The 15,190-nt window shown below is 40.2% G+C and carries 14 protein-coding genes and 2 pseudogenes; 8 read left to right on the forward strand and 8 right to left on the reverse strand.

The window, feature by feature from the left end:
• Nucleotides 1-1,072 precede the first annotated feature (1,072 nt).
• From ACEW80_RS03915 to ACEW80_RS03925, 3 genes are all read right to left on the reverse strand, one after another.
• Nucleotides 1,073-2,854, reverse strand: a complete 1,782-nt coding sequence (locus ACEW80_RS03915) for an ABC transporter ATP-binding protein (RefSeq protein ID WP_373525333.1) — start codon at nt 2,852-2,854, stop codon at nt 1,073-1,075.
• Between the two features lie 274 nt (nt 2,855-3,128).
• Nucleotides 3,129-3,665 (reverse strand): hypothetical protein, encoded by a 537-nt coding sequence (locus ACEW80_RS03920; RefSeq protein ID WP_373525334.1) that lies wholly within the window; start codon nt 3,663-3,665, stop codon nt 3,129-3,131.
• A 168-nt stretch (nt 3,666-3,833) separates the two neighbouring features.
• Nucleotides 3,834-5,612 (reverse strand): ABC transporter ATP-binding protein, encoded by a 1,779-nt coding sequence (locus ACEW80_RS03925; protein WP_373525335.1) that lies wholly within the window; start codon nt 5,610-5,612, stop codon nt 3,834-3,836.
• A gap of 197 nt (nt 5,613-5,809) precedes the next feature.
• On the opposite strand from ACEW80_RS03925, the gene ACEW80_RS03930 reads away from it, so the two are divergent.
• Complete coding sequence (locus tag ACEW80_RS03930; protein WP_373525336.1) at nt 5,810-6,871, forward strand: L-histidine N(alpha)-methyltransferase; 1,062 nt, start codon at nt 5,810-5,812, stop codon at nt 6,869-6,871.
• A gap of 232 nt (nt 6,872-7,103) precedes the next feature.
• Here ACEW80_RS03930 and ACEW80_RS03935 read toward each other — a convergent pair whose 3' ends face one another.
• The 3 genes from ACEW80_RS03935 to ACEW80_RS03945 form a co-directional block, all read right to left on the reverse strand.
• The gene (locus ACEW80_RS03935) at nt 7,104-7,664 is read right to left on the reverse strand and encodes an antibiotic biosynthesis monooxygenase (RefSeq protein ID WP_373525337.1); all 561 of its coding nucleotides are present in this window, start codon (nt 7,662-7,664) and stop codon (nt 7,104-7,106) included.
• A 70-nt stretch (nt 7,665-7,734) separates the two neighbouring features.
• Complete coding sequence (locus tag ACEW80_RS03940; protein ID WP_373525338.1) at nt 7,735-8,652, reverse strand: SMP-30/gluconolactonase/LRE family protein; 918 nt, start codon at nt 8,650-8,652, stop codon at nt 7,735-7,737.
• A gap of 6 nt (nt 8,653-8,658) precedes the next feature.
• Nucleotides 8,659-9,405, reverse strand: a complete 747-nt coding sequence (locus ACEW80_RS03945) for an SDR family oxidoreductase (protein ID WP_373525339.1) — start codon at nt 9,403-9,405, stop codon at nt 8,659-8,661.
• An 85-nt stretch (nt 9,406-9,490) separates the two neighbouring features.
• Here ACEW80_RS03945 and ACEW80_RS03950 point away from each other — a divergent pair, with 85 nt between their 5' ends.
• The 4 genes and pseudogenes from ACEW80_RS03950 to ACEW80_RS03965 all read left to right on the forward strand — a co-directional run bounded on the left by ACEW80_RS03950 (nt 9,491) and on the right by ACEW80_RS03965 (nt 11,463).
• Nucleotides 9,491-10,408 (forward strand): LysR family transcriptional regulator, encoded by a 918-nt coding sequence (locus tag ACEW80_RS03950; RefSeq protein ID WP_373525340.1) that lies wholly within the window; start codon nt 9,491-9,493, stop codon nt 10,406-10,408.
• A gap of 36 nt (nt 10,409-10,444) precedes the next feature.
• Nucleotides 10,445-10,603: pseudogene (locus ACEW80_RS03955) on the forward strand (Uma2 family endonuclease); the annotation flags it as partial.
• A gap of 120 nt (nt 10,604-10,723) precedes the next feature.
• Nucleotides 10,724-11,140 carry a XisH family protein gene (locus tag ACEW80_RS03960; RefSeq protein WP_373525341.1) on the forward strand — a complete coding sequence of 139 codons (417 nt, stop codon included), beginning with the start codon at nt 10,724-10,726 and terminating at the stop codon, nt 11,138-11,140.
• Nucleotides 11,128-11,463: a XisI protein gene (locus ACEW80_RS03965; protein ID WP_373525342.1), complete on the forward strand. Its 336-nt coding sequence runs from the start codon at nt 11,128-11,130 to the stop codon at nt 11,461-11,463. Before ACEW80_RS03960 ends, ACEW80_RS03965 begins: the two co-directional genes overlap by 13 nt.
• 69 nt (nt 11,464-11,532) lie before the next feature.
• Here the strand turns inward: ACEW80_RS03965 and ACEW80_RS03970 are convergent.
• A pseudogene (locus tag ACEW80_RS03970) lies at nt 11,533-11,694 on the reverse strand (antibiotic biosynthesis monooxygenase); the annotation flags it as partial.
• A 2-nt stretch (nt 11,695-11,696) separates the two neighbouring features.
• Here ACEW80_RS03970 and ACEW80_RS03975 point away from each other — a divergent pair.
• Nucleotides 11,697-11,942, forward strand: a complete 246-nt coding sequence (locus ACEW80_RS03975; protein ID WP_373525343.1) for a DUF5678 domain-containing protein — start codon at nt 11,697-11,699, stop codon at nt 11,940-11,942.
• Nucleotides 11,943-11,979: 37 nt separating this feature from the next.
• Here ACEW80_RS03975 and ACEW80_RS03980 read toward each other — a convergent pair whose 3' ends face one another.
• Nucleotides 11,980-12,387, reverse strand: a complete 408-nt coding sequence (locus tag ACEW80_RS03980; RefSeq protein ID WP_373525344.1) for a hypothetical protein — start codon at nt 12,385-12,387, stop codon at nt 11,980-11,982.
• Between the two features lie 239 nt (nt 12,388-12,626).
• Between ACEW80_RS03980 and ACEW80_RS03985 the strand changes: the two genes are divergently transcribed.
• The gene (locus tag ACEW80_RS03985; protein ID WP_373525345.1) at nt 12,627-13,865 is read left to right on the forward strand and encodes a DEAD/DEAH box helicase; all 1,239 of its coding nucleotides are present in this window, start codon (nt 12,627-12,629) and stop codon (nt 13,863-13,865) included.
• Entirely contained in the window at nt 13,866-15,188 is a 1,323-nt protein-coding gene (locus ACEW80_RS03990) for an HNH endonuclease (protein WP_373525346.1), read from the forward strand.
• The last annotated feature ends 2 nt before the right edge of the window (nt 15,189-15,190 follow it).

Here is a 15,190-nt window from a genome sequence, read left to right on the forward strand (position 1 = left end):
GAATTATTACCCCCCTTAATCCCCCCTTATAAAGGGGGGAAACAATAAAAAAATCCGGTTCCCTCCCCTTAGAAAGGGGAGGGTTAGGGTGAGGTAACAACATTTGATACATCAATCATGACTTGTTCATTCATCCTCTCAAGTTCCTTGCGGGACATCACTTTTACGTTAAGTTGACACCTATGAGCAATGCTATTAAACCCCTACGACATCTCGATTTTTTCATAACACATATTTGGTGTTTTCTGTCAATGCGTAAGTCATATAAAAATGACTCACATTGCATGAAAAAAGCTGAAAACGCTCTTAATATCGCATCCTTTACTGTGTACTTAGTACCATTCCTCGGTTGGCGTGGGTCTTTGATAGTCCCAATCACTGCCTGTAAGTAGCACAGTAGACTTGTAAAACTCAGCACTCTCAATCCAAACATCACCCTGACTTGAATTTGGCTGTTCTCAGTGTCCAGTTATTTCTGCACCTTGTCAAATTTTGAATTTAGAACTGCTGAAAGTAAGTAGTCTGGAACTTAAAAGACCATTCTTTATGAGTCTGTTGATAGTTAATACTCTCCTGAATACCCCTTTACCAAATCAAATAAAGCAGGCTATTCAACAACAAATCCAAATCGATCCAATAATTTTAATTTATACTGTGCGGATGCAGAAACGGCTGTTCGCGGAAGTTAAAACTCCACTGTTCATTAAACTTTTTTTTCAGGACTTGATCGGGAGGCCACTTAGCAGAATGCCAGATCGTGTTTATCTGGTGTGGCAATTTTTGAGTTTTATAACCAGGCTGGTAATCATTGATAGCAATCAAGCAGATCGAGAATTTTTTCCATTGCCCTCTGGTCTTTCCTTTTTATACTACTTAGTTCGACCAATACGCTTGGTAAGTAGATACATAACTAATAGTACATACAGATGAAACCGGGGTGAAATGACATCTCTGCTAAGGCAGCAATTCTAAATTCAAATATATTTATGATTTGATTATCGCTTGGTATCTTCTCTACCTCAAAAATGTTTTGAGCATTGTCCCGCCCTGTTGAGCCTGAAGAAGTCGATACTTATATCGTGTCTGCTGAACCGAGTTGAAGGGCGTAGAGGTTCGCATAGTCACCCTGCTGCTTGATGAGTTCGGTGTGAGTACCCTGCTCGATAATTTGTCCCTGCTGAATTACTAATACCTGATCTGCCTGGGTAACTGTACTGAGGCGGTGAGCAATCACGAAGCTGGTACGACCTTGTAGCAAGCGAGCGATCGCAATTTGTACTAGCGCTTCTGTACGGGTATCTATGCTGCTAGTGGCTTCATCAAGAATGAGAATTCGGGGGTTGATTAACACTGCACGAGCAATACTGATCAGTTGTCGCTGTCCCTGGCTCAGAGGTGCGCCTCGTTCACCCAATTGAGTTGTATAGCCCTGGGGAAGTGAGGTAATGAACTCATGCACATTTGCCAGTTGTGCAGCCGCTTCGATGTCAGATTGGGTGGCGTAAGAAGCGCCAAAGGCAATGTTTTCGGCGACGGTGCCGCTGAACAAAATATTGTCTTGCAGGACGATGCCAATTTGACGGCGCAGACTTGCTTGAGTAACGCTACGCACATCAATATTATCAATTTTCACTGCACCACCAGATACATCGTAGAAGCGCAAAATCAAGTTAATAATTGTACTTTTTCCCGAACCAGTCGGACCGACTAACGCAACCATCTGCCCTGGATAGGCGTGTAAATTCACTCCTTTCAGAACCAATTGATCTGGATTGTAGCCAAACTTGACATTCTCGAATGTTACCTCACCCTGAATCGGTGGCATTTCTGTCGCATTGGGTGCGTCATTGAGTTGTGACGGTTCATCTAGTAATAGAAAGATGCGCTCTAATCCGGCGAAGGCAGATTGAGCTTGGGTGTACAACTGGCTGAGAATTTGGATCGGGCGGAAGAATTGCTGGACGTAAAGTAAAAAGGATGTCACTACACCCACTGTTGCAGCTCCCGTTACCGCGAGATAGCCACCATAGGCCAGCACGCCAGCCGTTGCTAGTGTGTTCAGAAAATCAATGGAGGGCAAAAAGGCCGAAGTAATTGCCACAGCCTCAACGTTGGCATCTCGATTAGCAGCGTTGAGAATGTCAAATTCTGCGATGTTCATCTGTACACGATTAAATGCCTGTGCTTCTCGCACACTGACAATATCTTCTTCCAACTTGGCGGAAAGCTGCCCAATGGTTTGTCGGGTAACGCGAAATCTGACTCTAGCCCAACGTGCAAACAAGCTGGTGGTAAAAATCATCAATGGCACAACCAGATTGCTCAACAAACCAAGTTGCAGGTTGATTGAGAGCATAGCAATGATTATGCCGACTAAACTGAAGGTGTTGCCGAGCATTTGGGCGATCGTCAATCCAAATGCCTGATTCACGGTATTGACATCATTCAGCAAGCGGCTCATTAAATCGCCCGCTTCGCTGCGATCGAAAAAGCTGAGTGGCAGACTTTGGATTTTAGTAAAAATGTCTTGCCTCAGTTGAGCTAGCAATCGCTGCATAATCCAGCCGACTCGAATAATTTGACCCCGGATTGCCAACACACCAAGTCCATAGTTAAGCGCTAGTAGCCCTAATAACAGCAGTAGTCCCTGCAAATTTCTCTGGGCAATTAGGTGATCTATCGACCAGCCGAGGAAGAATGGCCCAACTGCTTGAGTTACTGCACCAATAAATACTAATGTCAAGGCGATGGGAATATCTTTACGATAGAGTAAAACGTATTGCAAAAAGCGCCGCAGGGTAGAGAGTTGCTGACTTGCTTGCTCAGATGCAACAACGGGAGTAGTGCCTCTCATAACAATTTTGGATTTTAGATTTGGGATTAAAAGTCTTTATTAAGTGTTACTATGCCAAAACGGGTAAATTGGACGCTAAGGCTAAAACTAAGATAGGGTAAGCTTTTCAAGAAGTGCTTTCTGGCATCAGATTGGTGAAAGAAGTCTGGTTATGCCGCTATTTTTTGATCTAGTTTGAATGAAAAATCGTCGTTTCAGGCACTTGAAATTTTCTGAGCGTACAAAAAATCTTTTTTGGTACAGTGATGCCCTACTTAATCATAATGAACATCTATCAAGTACCTTTCAGCGCTTGTTCACGCAACTTTTTTGCAACCTGTGCAAAATCGTAGGTGGCATAAAATTCAGTCCGATAAGCACTCCAGGCAGTTCGTTCTAGTGCCATGTTCACAGTTCGTAAGCGCTCTGGCGGTACAGCTAAGGTGACAACTTGCCCAATACCCATAACGACGTACCAGGAAACGACATCTACACCTTCGGGTGGAAACGCTTTCCAATAACCAGATTTTTTGAGTTCGTCGAGAATTTGCTCTAAGGTTTTAGATTGGTCGTGTTTGAGAAAAACCGTGAGTAAAATCGCACCATCGGGAACACCTGTCTCTGGGTTGATGTTAATTTTGGATGGACTTTTCTGCGGTGCTTGAGCCACGAGTATTGCCTGACCCTGAGCCGCTGTAGTTGTTGAGGACATTGGCTTTGTGTCTTGAGCAACCATCATTTTGATTGGAATAATGGAAATCGCAATCATGATGATTGAAATCAGAAAAAGACGTTGGATAACTTTAGGAATCATTGAACGATACTCACTCATAGGACAATTTCGCTTGTATATGTTCACTTTTACCAGACCCCCAGCTGCTCAGGAAGTTGGAGGTCTTGAAGGAATTTTAAACTAAACGGTACTTTCACCTCTATCGCCGCATTCTACAAACATTGATTTACCATTTTTGCCAGCCTCTATGAAATAGAATATTGAGGATCATTTTTTCTCCTTCTGCTTTACCTGAGATTCCAAAATTACACCGTAGAGCGGACTGTTTTGCATCAATTCCTCGTGAGTGCCTTGTGCCATTAATCGCCCTTTATCCATGAGAAAAATCCGATCAGCATTCTTGACGGTGCTAATGCGTTGAGCTACTACAAAGGTTGTACAAGCTTTTTGGCGCATTAAGTGATCTAGTTCGGCTTGAATCTGGGCAGCAGTTTTAGCATCAACGGCTGAGGTACTATCATCGAGAATGAGAATGCTGTAATCGGTTAGTAAGGTACGAGCGATCGCAATTCGTTGTTTTTGTCCACCAGACAAGCCAACACCACGTTCACCCACTATCGTTTCGTAGCCATCGGGTAGACCGATAATAAAATCGTGCATTTGTGCAGTTTTTGCCACCTCAATCACCTGCTCTAGGGTTGCATCGGGTTTGGCATAGGCAATATTTTCGCGGATTCTACCAGAGAAGAGGGTGGTTTCCTGAAATACAATGCCAATACACGATCTGAGGCTTTTAAGCGTGAAACTTTTTACATCTCGTCCGTCAATGCGAACTGCTCCTCCTGTGGCATCATAAAAGCGGGGAATTAAGTTCATAATTGTGCTTTTCCCGGAGCCAGTCATCCCTAGAACGGCGATCAGTTCGTTGGGTTTGGTTTCAAAGGAAACTCCTTTAAGAGTTTCGGTTGTCGCTCCTGGATAGCGAAAGGAAACGTTTTCAAAGGTGATTCTACCACCGCAAGTGTCAAATGGGACAGCACCGGGGCGATCGCGAATTTCTACCTCCGCATCTACAACTTCGTAGACTCGTTCGGCGGAAGCAGCTGATTGAGCGATCGCAGGTGCAGCAAATCCAATCAACAAAATTGGTTGGAGAATCAACGCTAGGTAGGAGTTAAACGCCACCAGTTCCCCAATGGAGAATTTTTCACCAATCACTTGCGCTCCCCCGTAGCCAAAGACTGCCAGTGTTACCAAATTACTCAGCAAGAAGATAAACGGGAAGGTATTACGGATGGCGCTAATGGTCTTCATGTTTGCCTTGACTAGGCCATCATTCATAGTCGTGTAACGCGACCTTTCGGTTGATTCCCGCACAAAGGCTTTGACTACCCGTATTCCGAGTAAATTCTCTTGCAATACAGCATTTAGCTCGCTCAGTTGCTCTTGTACTTGCCGAAAAAGTTTGTTATTTCGGGTGATGAATTGCGCCATCAACCATCCAGAAAGGGGTATTACTGTCAGGGTAATCAGTGCTAGTTGCCAGTTCATCACCAGCAAAATCACCGAAATACTCACCAATGTTACAAGTCCACCAATAACCTGAATTAAGCTAGTACCAACAAAGGTACGGATCTGCTCAATATCGCTGGTGACACGGGTTAGGAGTTGGGAAGTCTGCGCCTGATCGTGATAGCTGAAACTGAGATTTTGAATCTTGCTGAAAATTTTGTTTCGCAGATCATAGGCTACACCCTGAGACACGGACTCTGCCAAATAGCTTTGTCCAAAGTTAAATACACCACGAGCGATCGCTGCCAATACCATCCAGGCGGCGCTGTAAAGCACAATTTGGAGGTTTTTTTGGATGATGCCTTGATCAATTCCCCAGCGAAATAGTTGCGGGGTAATTGCGTTTGCGATCGTCAATAGCAACAGGCTGGCTAAGGCTCCGAGCGTTGTCCACCGATAAGTGCTTAAACTCCCAAGCACGCGCTGGATTGACTGTATCGACGAAGTTTCCTGGAGTTCTGGTTGCTGAACCAATGGAATTCACCCATGTATCTTTGAAAAATTATCACCTATTTTGATTATAAAAAACCAGTTGGTCAGTTGAGAGTGGTGAATGTAGGATCTATTTCTAGTGGAAATTCCGAATTTTGGGACAACGGTATGAGAAAATACCTCTTTGGCAAGCATTGCGGCTAATCTTAAATACCGAAGAAAACCAAAGAACAAGAATAATGGCTCAAAATTTTCATAGTAATTCCCAACTTCCCTCGGATATTTCAACTGCTATCAGTCGCACAGCAAAGCCAAGTTCTGAGTTTTACTCTATTTTTTCTGAAGAAGAAGTTTTAGGGATAATTCATGCATTAGAATTTAGCAGAGAAATCCCTTTAAAGTATTCCTATAAAGGTAGAGGTGCAAAAATCTGGGACGATTTTTATTTAAAATATATTATTCCTAAATGGTATCGAACATCAAGTGTAGAAATTGACCTTTTAAATAATAACTTTCAATACCTGAATGGCAATATTCAAAGTGGCAAAAAAGTCAATATTATAGACGTGGGTGCAGGAAATTCATATCCCATTAAAAAATTTATCTGGAGGCTGAATAAACTAGGGAAGGTTAACAAGTATATTGCTTTAGATATTAGTGAAGAATTGCTTAATTTATCCAGAAATAATTTTAAAAAATGGTTTCCCCTAGTCGATTTTATCAGTTCCACAATTGACATAGAAAATAGTTGTATACCTAAGATTTTATGCCAAAATCAAGCTAATCTTGAAATTGACGATACAGCAAAAATATTTTTACACTTAGGCGTTACCATTGGAAATCATCAAAATAGAGATAGAGTCCTCAAAAACTTTAGAGATAGCATGGGAAAAAATGATTTTCTGGTGTTCACTAACGAAACTGGTTCTAACTCTGAATGGGATGGAAAAATAAGAGGTGGCTGCAATTATCATGTAGAAGGAATATATGGATGGGTTAAAAACAAGATTGGAATTAAATCTGAAGATTGTGAACTTGTAAGAAAATATGATTTAAAAACAGATAGTATAGTTGCTAATATGAAACTCCATCATCATTACATTATAAATTTTAGTTATATGGGAATAGATAAGAATATCGAAATCTCCGAAGGTGAAGAGATTACTATTTGGCGGCATCATAAGTATGAAATGCCTAAACTTCTGGAAGAAATAGAACGATGTGGACTAAAACTTGTTCGCTATAATACTGACAAATATAAATCACATATTATGGTGATTTGTAAAGTAGCCAGTAACTAATCTATAAATTGTTGAATAGGAAAGTTTAGAAATTTATGAGAGTTTATTTGAGAATGCGATCGCACTATTTTGATCTAGAAAAAATTAAGCATAAATAACTAAAAAAGATATCGTTTTGGCTTTTCCCACTTTAAACGACAAATTATCGAGTTTGCTGTTGGTTAAGATCGTTAAAAGTTGAAAGGAACATAATGACTTGATTAATAGAGTTGAGTCAAAATAACTTCAATCTCTAAATTTTTCGTGATTTAGGATATAGCCAAGAGCTGAACAATCGGCTAACTCTAGGCATAACAAGATATGTCAACAGTGCAACCATCGTAATGGTGATGATCAACGAAATAATCAAGGGCGGTAAACCACGAAGCAGAGGGACTAAGAACGTACTCAACAAATTAGTCAACACAAATACAGCTCCCCAAGTGAGCAAGGCTATTTTATAGCGCGGTGGAGTTTTTAGTGGTTGACCAGGAAGAGAAAACCAAGCTTCTAATCCACAGATTTGTTGAACATCAGCGTCAGATTCAACTAAAGGTTTGGCTTGAGTTAGCCAGTATTCGCGATCGCGTGATGTCATCCACGCTTTCAAATTTTCATAACCGTCAAATCGGAAGATGATCACATATTCATTTCGCACCCCCAGTTGGGGACGAATCACATTTGTTCCCATGTGACCAATATAAGTTCTGGCAACACTGGTAATATCTTTCAACCAAGCCTCATAAGCGGTTTCGTATCCTGGTTTGACAAGTTGTGTAATGACTACGGTTACAAATTGATCGTCTTGTTCCATCTCCATTAGTTATGTCACCATCAAGTTAGTAAATGTGATTTTTAGTAACCGTAGCATGGTTTAGTCACTCTCAATCCAAGGGATATCCAGCTTTCCCAACTTCAAGCCGAACAACATTGGCAGGAACGACACCTGTAGGCGGAGGTAAAAACATTCCACCATTGGTAACAACATAGATTGCGGTGCGATTGCCTTCACTTTGACCAAAAGCCACGGCTGTACTGCCAATTACACCTTGCTCGGCTTGAGCAATGATGGTTGTACTGCGATCGCTGGCAATTCGTACTACACTGTTGTATATGTGCGTCGCTCCGTAAAGATTGCCTTCCACATCAAAAGCAAAGTCATCAATATTAATCCGCTCAACAAAAATTTCCGGTTCACTTGGTTTATTAGCGGTATCAACGGGAATCCGCAACAGCAACATTTTTTCCGTATTTGAGACGTACAGGAAATCACCAAAACGTTTCAAACCATTTGCTGCCGGAATGACATTTTCCGAATTGCTACGCGCAAGCATTGGATGTTCTAGCCAAATTGCTCCACGGCGTTGAGCGATATCAATCAGCCAAATTGCACCGCGATAGGAATCTGCTGTCAAATACTGAGAGCCAGAAAGCGGGGTGATGCCATTAAGAAATATCGCCTCTGGCATTATCAGCAACGTTTCCACCGTGCCATCACTTTTAACTAGAGAAACCACTGCTATAGAATCAGCATTCCATCCTGTTACTACCAAATCCCCATTAGCAGTGAAAGCAAGACCACTCACTTTCCCCTCAACACTGGCATGAATCTGCTGATTGCCATCTGGGGTAATGCGAACAATCTCGCCAACTTCATGATTAGTCACAAAGATTGTGCCATCTGGAGCAATAGCTAAATTTTCCAAAAAAGTATTGACTGGGAACGAGGCAATCACTTTCGCAGGTGCTAATTCAATCGGCTTATCTGCATAAATAGGCGGTAAACCCGCGAAATTTCCCATATTAACCTACCACTGTAATTGAATCGGGCCACCAAACTTTCGCATCTCTGCAAAAAACTGTCCTTGCGCTCCTCCATCGGGAAGTGTTGCCAAATAGACAGCAGTTTGCGCTCCTTCTTCTGCCGTGAACGGGGCATCATCACCCCCCATGTCAGTCTTCATCCAACCAGGAGAATAGGCATTTACGAGAATATTAGTACCTTGGAGTTCCTTGGCGAGAAGCACAGTTAGTCCATTTACTCCCACCTTCGAGAGTCGATAGGAAGGAGCTAAAGGATAGTAGTCAGTGGGAACTGACACTAGAGATGCCATTTCCGTTGAGATATTGACAATGCGACCGTAGTTTTGCACCTTCATCAACGGAATTAATGCTTGAGAAATTCTGAGTACGGCTAGAACATTGGTTTCAAAGGTCGATCGCATTGTTTCCAGTTGCACAGTCAGTAAGCTGGACTCTTCCGGCTTAGTTGTGGGATTTATGCCTGCATTATTCACCAGAATATCTACTTTACCGTAAGTTTCACGTAGCCACTCAGTAAACTGCTGCACACTTCCATCGTTGGTGACATCTAGCGTGTGATAGTCAACATCAAACTCTTCATTGGTAAGCTGCTGTTTAGCAGCAAGACCATCTGTTTCATTACGACTTGTCAGAATTACGCGGTTGCCAATTTGGGATAATTGACGGGAAATTGCATACCCTAGCCCTCGATTACTGCCTGTCACCACAGCGATTCTTTTTTGATTCGTCATTTTGATGACCTTCAAACTGCTTTTAATTTTACTTTACTGAGGTACTATAAATTAATCAAATTGATTGCAGTGATATGTTCAATCAATGACATTAATAGATTTGTCCTCCATTGACCTGAACCTCCTGGTTGCCTTTGAAGTACTTTTTGAAGAACGGAGTGTTACGGCATCTGCCCAACGCTTGTATCTAGGGCAACCAGCCATGAGTGCTGCACTGGGACGATTACGCTCGCTATTTCAAGATGAGTTATTTATCCGTATTGGCAGAGAAATGCAGCCTACGGCAAGAGCGATCGAAATTGCCCCTAGTATCTCAGTCGCCCTACAGCAGATCCGACAAACGCTAGAATCAAGTCAAAGCTTTGATCCTGCAACTTCTAAATTTACCTTTGCAATTGGTAGTTCGGACTACACTAGTTATGTTGTTGTACCCAAGCTTTTAGAAGTTTGCCGTCAGACTGCACCAGGCATTGATTTTAGATTGATTGGCTTTGAAAAAGGCTGTGTTGGAGAACTATTAGAGCAACGAGAGATTGACGTAGCCTTGGGTGTCTTCCAAGATCCGCCCAGACAAACCATCCAGATTCCACTATTTCCAGAACACTTTGTAGGCATCTGTCGTCGCGGACATCCCATCATTACCCAAGAGGCTATTACACCGGAAATCTTTGCTCAACTCTCCCATGCTCTTTTCACTCTTCGTCGGGATAATGTTGGTGAACTCGACAAAGTGCTTGCTAAATCCAACCTCCTGCGTCGAGTCGTGCTGACGACTCCCCACTTGTTAATACTGCCAGCAGTCATTTCATCGAGTGACTTAGTTACTGCCATTCCATCACGGTTGGCGACACCCTTTGCGTGTCAAGATACATTAGAAATTTTTGAACTTCCTGTGCAAACTGAACCGTGGATGATTTCTATGCTTTGGAGCAAACTTACAGATCAGGATCAGACAAATCTTTGGTTACGGCAGATGCTCAAAAGTGTTTGTGAAGGAATTTAAAATTAATTACTACTCTTAAAATTTTCACTAAGAGATATTGATAATGGGACACAACTTGGTTGGTTAATTGATAGAAAACAACGCCAAGTTTTTATTTATCGTCCTAATATTGCGATTGAAGTTTTAAATAACCCTAAAACCCTTTGCGGTGGAGCATTGCTACCTGGGTTTGTTTTGGATTTAAGTCAAGTTTGATAGGCGGTAAGCTAGTTTTATAGTACCGAAAAAGGCTGACCTAGATACAATACCAGTGTTTATACAAAAAGCTAAAATAGTTACACTCAAAGTATGACTAAATAAAAATGCTAGGAATCTATGCCAGCGAAAGACATATTCCATGATGCAGTAAGACGAGCTTTAGAGAAAGAGGGTTGGCTGATCACTAATGACCCGCTTTTCCTGCGTTTTGGTGGTTTGGATATGTACATCGACCTCGGTGCAGAGAAAGTTTTAGCAGCTGAACGAAATCAAGAAAAAATTGCGGTTGAAGTTAAAAGCTTTGTTGCTCCATCTACTACAACTGAATTTAGTACTGCTCTAGGACAGTATCTCAAATATCAACTAGCACTTGAAGAAGAACAACCTGAGAGACTTCTATATTTAGCAGTTCCCTTAGACACCTATCGTTCTTTTTTTACTTTAGAACTACCGCGCTTATTAATCCAACGCTACCAAGTTCGGCTGATTGTTTTCGACCCAGAAGAAGAGGCGATTATAAAATGGCAAAAGTAGAACAGTACCGTCAACTTATTCAAGAATTGTTGCTAGCTTACAGCGAAATTAAAGCCAGCAATGAAGAAGTTGAAGCAGAAGTGATTTTTGATAGAGAACGCGATCGCTACCAAGTTGTTCACACGGGATGGTCAAATAAGCGCCGTGTATATGGCTGTGTTTTGCATTTAGATATTAAAAACGAAAAAATTTGGATTCAACACGATGGTACAGAAGGAGGTATCGCCAATGAACTTATTAGTCGAGGTATACCCAAAAAAGACATCGTTTTGGCTTTTCATTCCCCCTTTAAACGACAATTTACCGAGTTCGCTGTTGGTTAATATAGCTAAAAACTGAAAGCAACCCAATCATTCTTGATTAATAGAGTTGAGTTAGAGTAATTTCAATCGCTAAACTTTTCGTAATTTAGGATATAGCCAGAAGCTCAACAAACGGCTAACTCTAGGCATGACAATATAAGTCAACAGCAAAACCATTGTAATAGTAATGATCAACGAAATAATCAAGGGTGGTAAACCACGAAGCAGAAGGACTAAGAACGTACTCAAAATATATGAAGACAACACCCTCTAAAAGAGAAACAGATGAAATGTTCAAGTGGTTAAATCGTAACCGCCAGATGTTATTAGATTTATATAAAAATCAATATATCGCTTACAATGCAAATGGAATAATTGCTCACAGCGAAAACTTACGCGAAGTTTTCGCATTAGGTAATGCTTCAAAGCAGCCTTTTTTAATTTACCTAGTTCCCCGTCGCACTGCTTCTATAGAAATAAATTTTACCAATTCGCTTTAGCACCGTCACTCACCATGATTGGTAACAATCTTGCTCACTAGTTTAAGGGTTCAATCAACCCACGTTTGACAGCTTCGCTCAATGCAGTGGCTTTTCTTAAAAGTCCTTCTTGATAGACCTGCATCAGGGTTTGTAACTCTGTGCGATCGCATTCAGTAAGAGTCCCTGATTGTTGGCGATGTCTACGACGGGCTACGCCTACGAGCAGTTCACTTAATTGGGCATCCTGTGCCGATTCCATTTGTAGTTCGGTCAGCATCAGGACTTGTTCATCAGAAAGGATAGAGACAGGCTGAAGGTTGGTAATGTCCCCACTGACGGGCGGAATTGAAAGTTGAATGGTATCTACTAAAATACTGGCAATATCACGATTTGCCAACCGTGCAAAGCGTTCTGCACGTTGGTAAATTTCGTCTGGCAGGGTAATGATGATTTGGGTACTCATAACTCTTGTAAATACTCCTCTCTATTTTCACTTGCAATTAGTAATTATGTGTTTCACAGTAACAAAAACTGAAGAATCTAATTTAAGACACTGTGCAGCGAAGCGTTACTACTTGGGTTTGTTTTAGATTTAAGTCAAGTTGGTAGAGAAAAATTTCAAAAGATGAGAGTTGAAGCAGGCATTATGGGCAAACTAACCTAGTGGTCAAATAGTCTCTACATCACTAGGAAAATACTATAATGCACGAACCCATCAATTACAAATCTATCAATCTTGAGCAATTAAGAGATCAATCTACTAACCACCACTCTAAAATACCCTTCCAGCATCAAATTGAGGCATTTGAAGCCCTAAGTAAAACATTTAAATTTGGCAGTGAAAAACCGGGTAGTGGAATTTTAGTACTTCCTACAGGTGCTGGCAAGACATTTACGGCTACCAGATGGTTATCTGACCATGTAATCCCTAAAAATATTAAGATTCTTTGGTTAGCTCCTTCATTTTACCTATTGGAGCAAGCATTCGCTACCTTTGATAAAAGTGCTAAGGATATTCCAGAGCCGAAAAAAACGTTAAATATTCGGTGCGTTTCTAGCAGTCCTTCTCATGCTGAAGCATCATCCATAAAACTGACCGATGATATCGTCATCATGACGATACAAACAGCTATCAATAATTTACATACTGATGCTATAGACAAGTCTGGTAAAAGGTTTGAGACAGCTTTCAGAAAATTTATTGATAGTTGCAAAAAAACAGGGCTTTTTGTAGTAGTTGATGAAGCTCACCATTCACCAGCTTATGGTTGTAAAAACTTATTAATTGGTGAAAAAGATTCTGCTTTAGGACTTCGAGGTTTACTCCCAGGATTACATCTTTTAGGTCTAACAGCTACACCAACTCATAATGATAAGGCTAGAAGGGGTTGGCTTTTGAAAATCTTTGAGCATGGAATTATTTATGAGGCTAAAAAAGATATTTTAATCTTACAAAAAGTTTTGGCTAAACCCAAGTACATTGAAGTCTCAACTCATATAAAAGTGGAAGTTGATGACGAAGTATATGATAAATTAGTTAAGCAACATCAAGACCTTCCAGAAAAAATTATTGAGATCCTTGCAAAGGATAATGGTAGAAACAATTTCATAGTAGACACTTATGTATCAAATAAAAAGACTTATGGCAAAACTATTATTTTTGCCGACCGTTGGTTTCAATGCGTCTACATAAAAAACAAGCTTATTGAAAAGGGCATTAAAGTAGATGCGATTTATTCACATATAGATGCTAATCCAGGTTCTGCGGAGGCGAGAAATCAACGTACTCAAAATGATAATCAAAGGATTATGGAGGAATTTAGAGATGGTAAGCTTGATGTTTTAATCAATGTACGAATGCTAACAGAGGGTGTTGATGTTCCTAATGTTCAGACCGTATTTATTACTCGCCAAACAACAAGCTCTATCTTAATGACTTAAATGATTGGTAGAGCATTAAGAGGTGAAAAAGTAGGAGGTAGCAGTGAGGCAAATATTGTTTTATTCTTCGATGAATGGCAACGTATAATTGATTTTATAAAATTAGAACCAGAACCGGGGGAAACAATTAAGGCTGATGAGCTTTATACAAGGGGATATTCTCCACTGGAATATATATCAATTCGTCTAGTTGAAGAATTATCTAAGTCAATTGAGAGTGGTGGAGATTATCAAATAGAATACAAAAAAATATGTCCTATTGGATGGTATAAAACTGAAATTGTATATGCTGACAATAAAAATGAATCAATGGAAGCATTTACTGAATTTGTCATGGTATATGAACATACAAAAGACAAAATTGAGGCTTTTATTAAATTCATTCTTTCTGCAAACTTAGTAGATGAATGGTCTAAACAATATCTTGATGATAAATCGATGCAGCCTCAAGTTGAACAATGGATAGATGAATATTTTGACAGCAAAGCTGATGATATTGGACAAAAGCTTCAGTCTGATTTAATTAAGATTGTACGGCACATCGCTCAAAACCCAGATAAATATGCACCCCCGTATCATCCATTTGAAGAAAAAGAAATTTATGATTTAGATAAAATTGCAGAACAAGCAATACAACTTCCAGGTTACGAAAAACATGAATATTTAAATGAAAAATTTTTAGATTCTCGAACATTAGGGAAAACTTTTTACAAAACCTTGATGCGATTTGAAACAGCAGTTGATGCTGCTAGTAGAAGCATTTATTATCGTCAAAAAAATGTTATAGACCCTATTCCACCTGTGATTCATATTTCACCTGTGAATCCCAAAGATGTTAGAGAACCAACTGAAGAAAAAAAGGAAGAAGTTAAAAAACGAGACGGGTATGCTTGCCTATGTTGTGGAGTCAATACCAAAGGTAAATTACAAATAGATCATATTAAACCGTTTTCTATGGGTGGTAAAACATCTATAGAAAACTTACAAACTCTGTGTGTTACTTGCAATAGATGTAAAGGTCAGGATGAAATTGATTTTCGGTGTAATACAACAAAATTGAGGGATCAAAAAAATCTTGATTTATCATTTATATCAGATCGTGAAAAGCCTATAAATACTCTAACAAGAGTAGTTAACTTCTTTTATCATTGCAAAGCAGTTTCCAAAATTGATTGGGAGGTACATACTTACACTTACAACATATATTTGTACCCTAGTAACAATCCTGAATGGTTGCTTCGACATAAAGCAGAACTTCTTAAGTTAATTAAAAATAAGCTTGGTTGTCATGCTGAACACATCAATGTTACTACGATGAAATAAAA

It is taken from the genome of Nostoc sp., from assembly GCF_041747015.1.
Lineage (GTDB): Bacteria > Cyanobacteriota > Cyanobacteriia > Cyanobacteriales > Nostocaceae > Nostoc.

Coding starts and splice junctions, on each gene's coding strand:
- ACEW80_RS03980 (WP_373525344.1), bottom strand. CDS start 12,387: ATGAGTACCCAAATCATCATTACCCTGCCAGACGAAATTTACCAACGT.
- ACEW80_RS03915 (WP_373525333.1), bottom strand. CDS start 2,854: ATGAGAGGCACTACTCCCGTTGTTGCATCTGAGCAAGCAAGTCAGCAA.
- ACEW80_RS03975 (WP_373525343.1), top strand. CDS start 11,697: ATGAAGACAACACCCTCTAAAAGAGAAACAGATGAAATGTTCAAGTGG.
- ACEW80_RS03940 (WP_373525338.1), bottom strand. CDS start 8,652: ATGGGAAATTTCGCGGGTTTACCGCCTATTTATGCAGATAAGCCGATT.
- ACEW80_RS03990 (WP_373525346.1), top strand. CDS start 13,866: ATGATTGGTAGAGCATTAAGAGGTGAAAAAGTAGGAGGTAGCAGTGAG.
- ACEW80_RS03945 (WP_373525339.1), bottom strand. CDS start 9,405: ATGACGAATCAAAAAAGAATCGCTGTGGTGACAGGCAGTAATCGAGGG.
- ACEW80_RS03985 (WP_373525345.1), top strand. CDS start 12,627: ATGCACGAACCCATCAATTACAAATCTATCAATCTTGAGCAATTAAGA.
- ACEW80_RS03950 (WP_373525340.1), top strand. CDS start 9,491: ATGACATTAATAGATTTGTCCTCCATTGACCTGAACCTCCTGGTTGCC.
- ACEW80_RS03965 (WP_373525342.1), top strand. CDS start 11,128: ATGGCAAAAGTAGAACAGTACCGTCAACTTATTCAAGAATTGTTGCTA.
- ACEW80_RS03920 (WP_373525334.1), bottom strand. CDS start 3,665: ATGAGTGAGTATCGTTCAATGATTCCTAAAGTTATCCAACGTCTTTTT.
- ACEW80_RS03935 (WP_373525337.1), bottom strand. CDS start 7,664: ATGGAACAAGACGATCAATTTGTAACCGTAGTCATTACACAACTTGTC.
- ACEW80_RS03930 (WP_373525336.1), top strand. CDS start 5,810: ATGGCTCAAAATTTTCATAGTAATTCCCAACTTCCCTCGGATATTTCA.
- ACEW80_RS03960 (WP_373525341.1), top strand. CDS start 10,724: ATGCCAGCGAAAGACATATTCCATGATGCAGTAAGACGAGCTTTAGAG.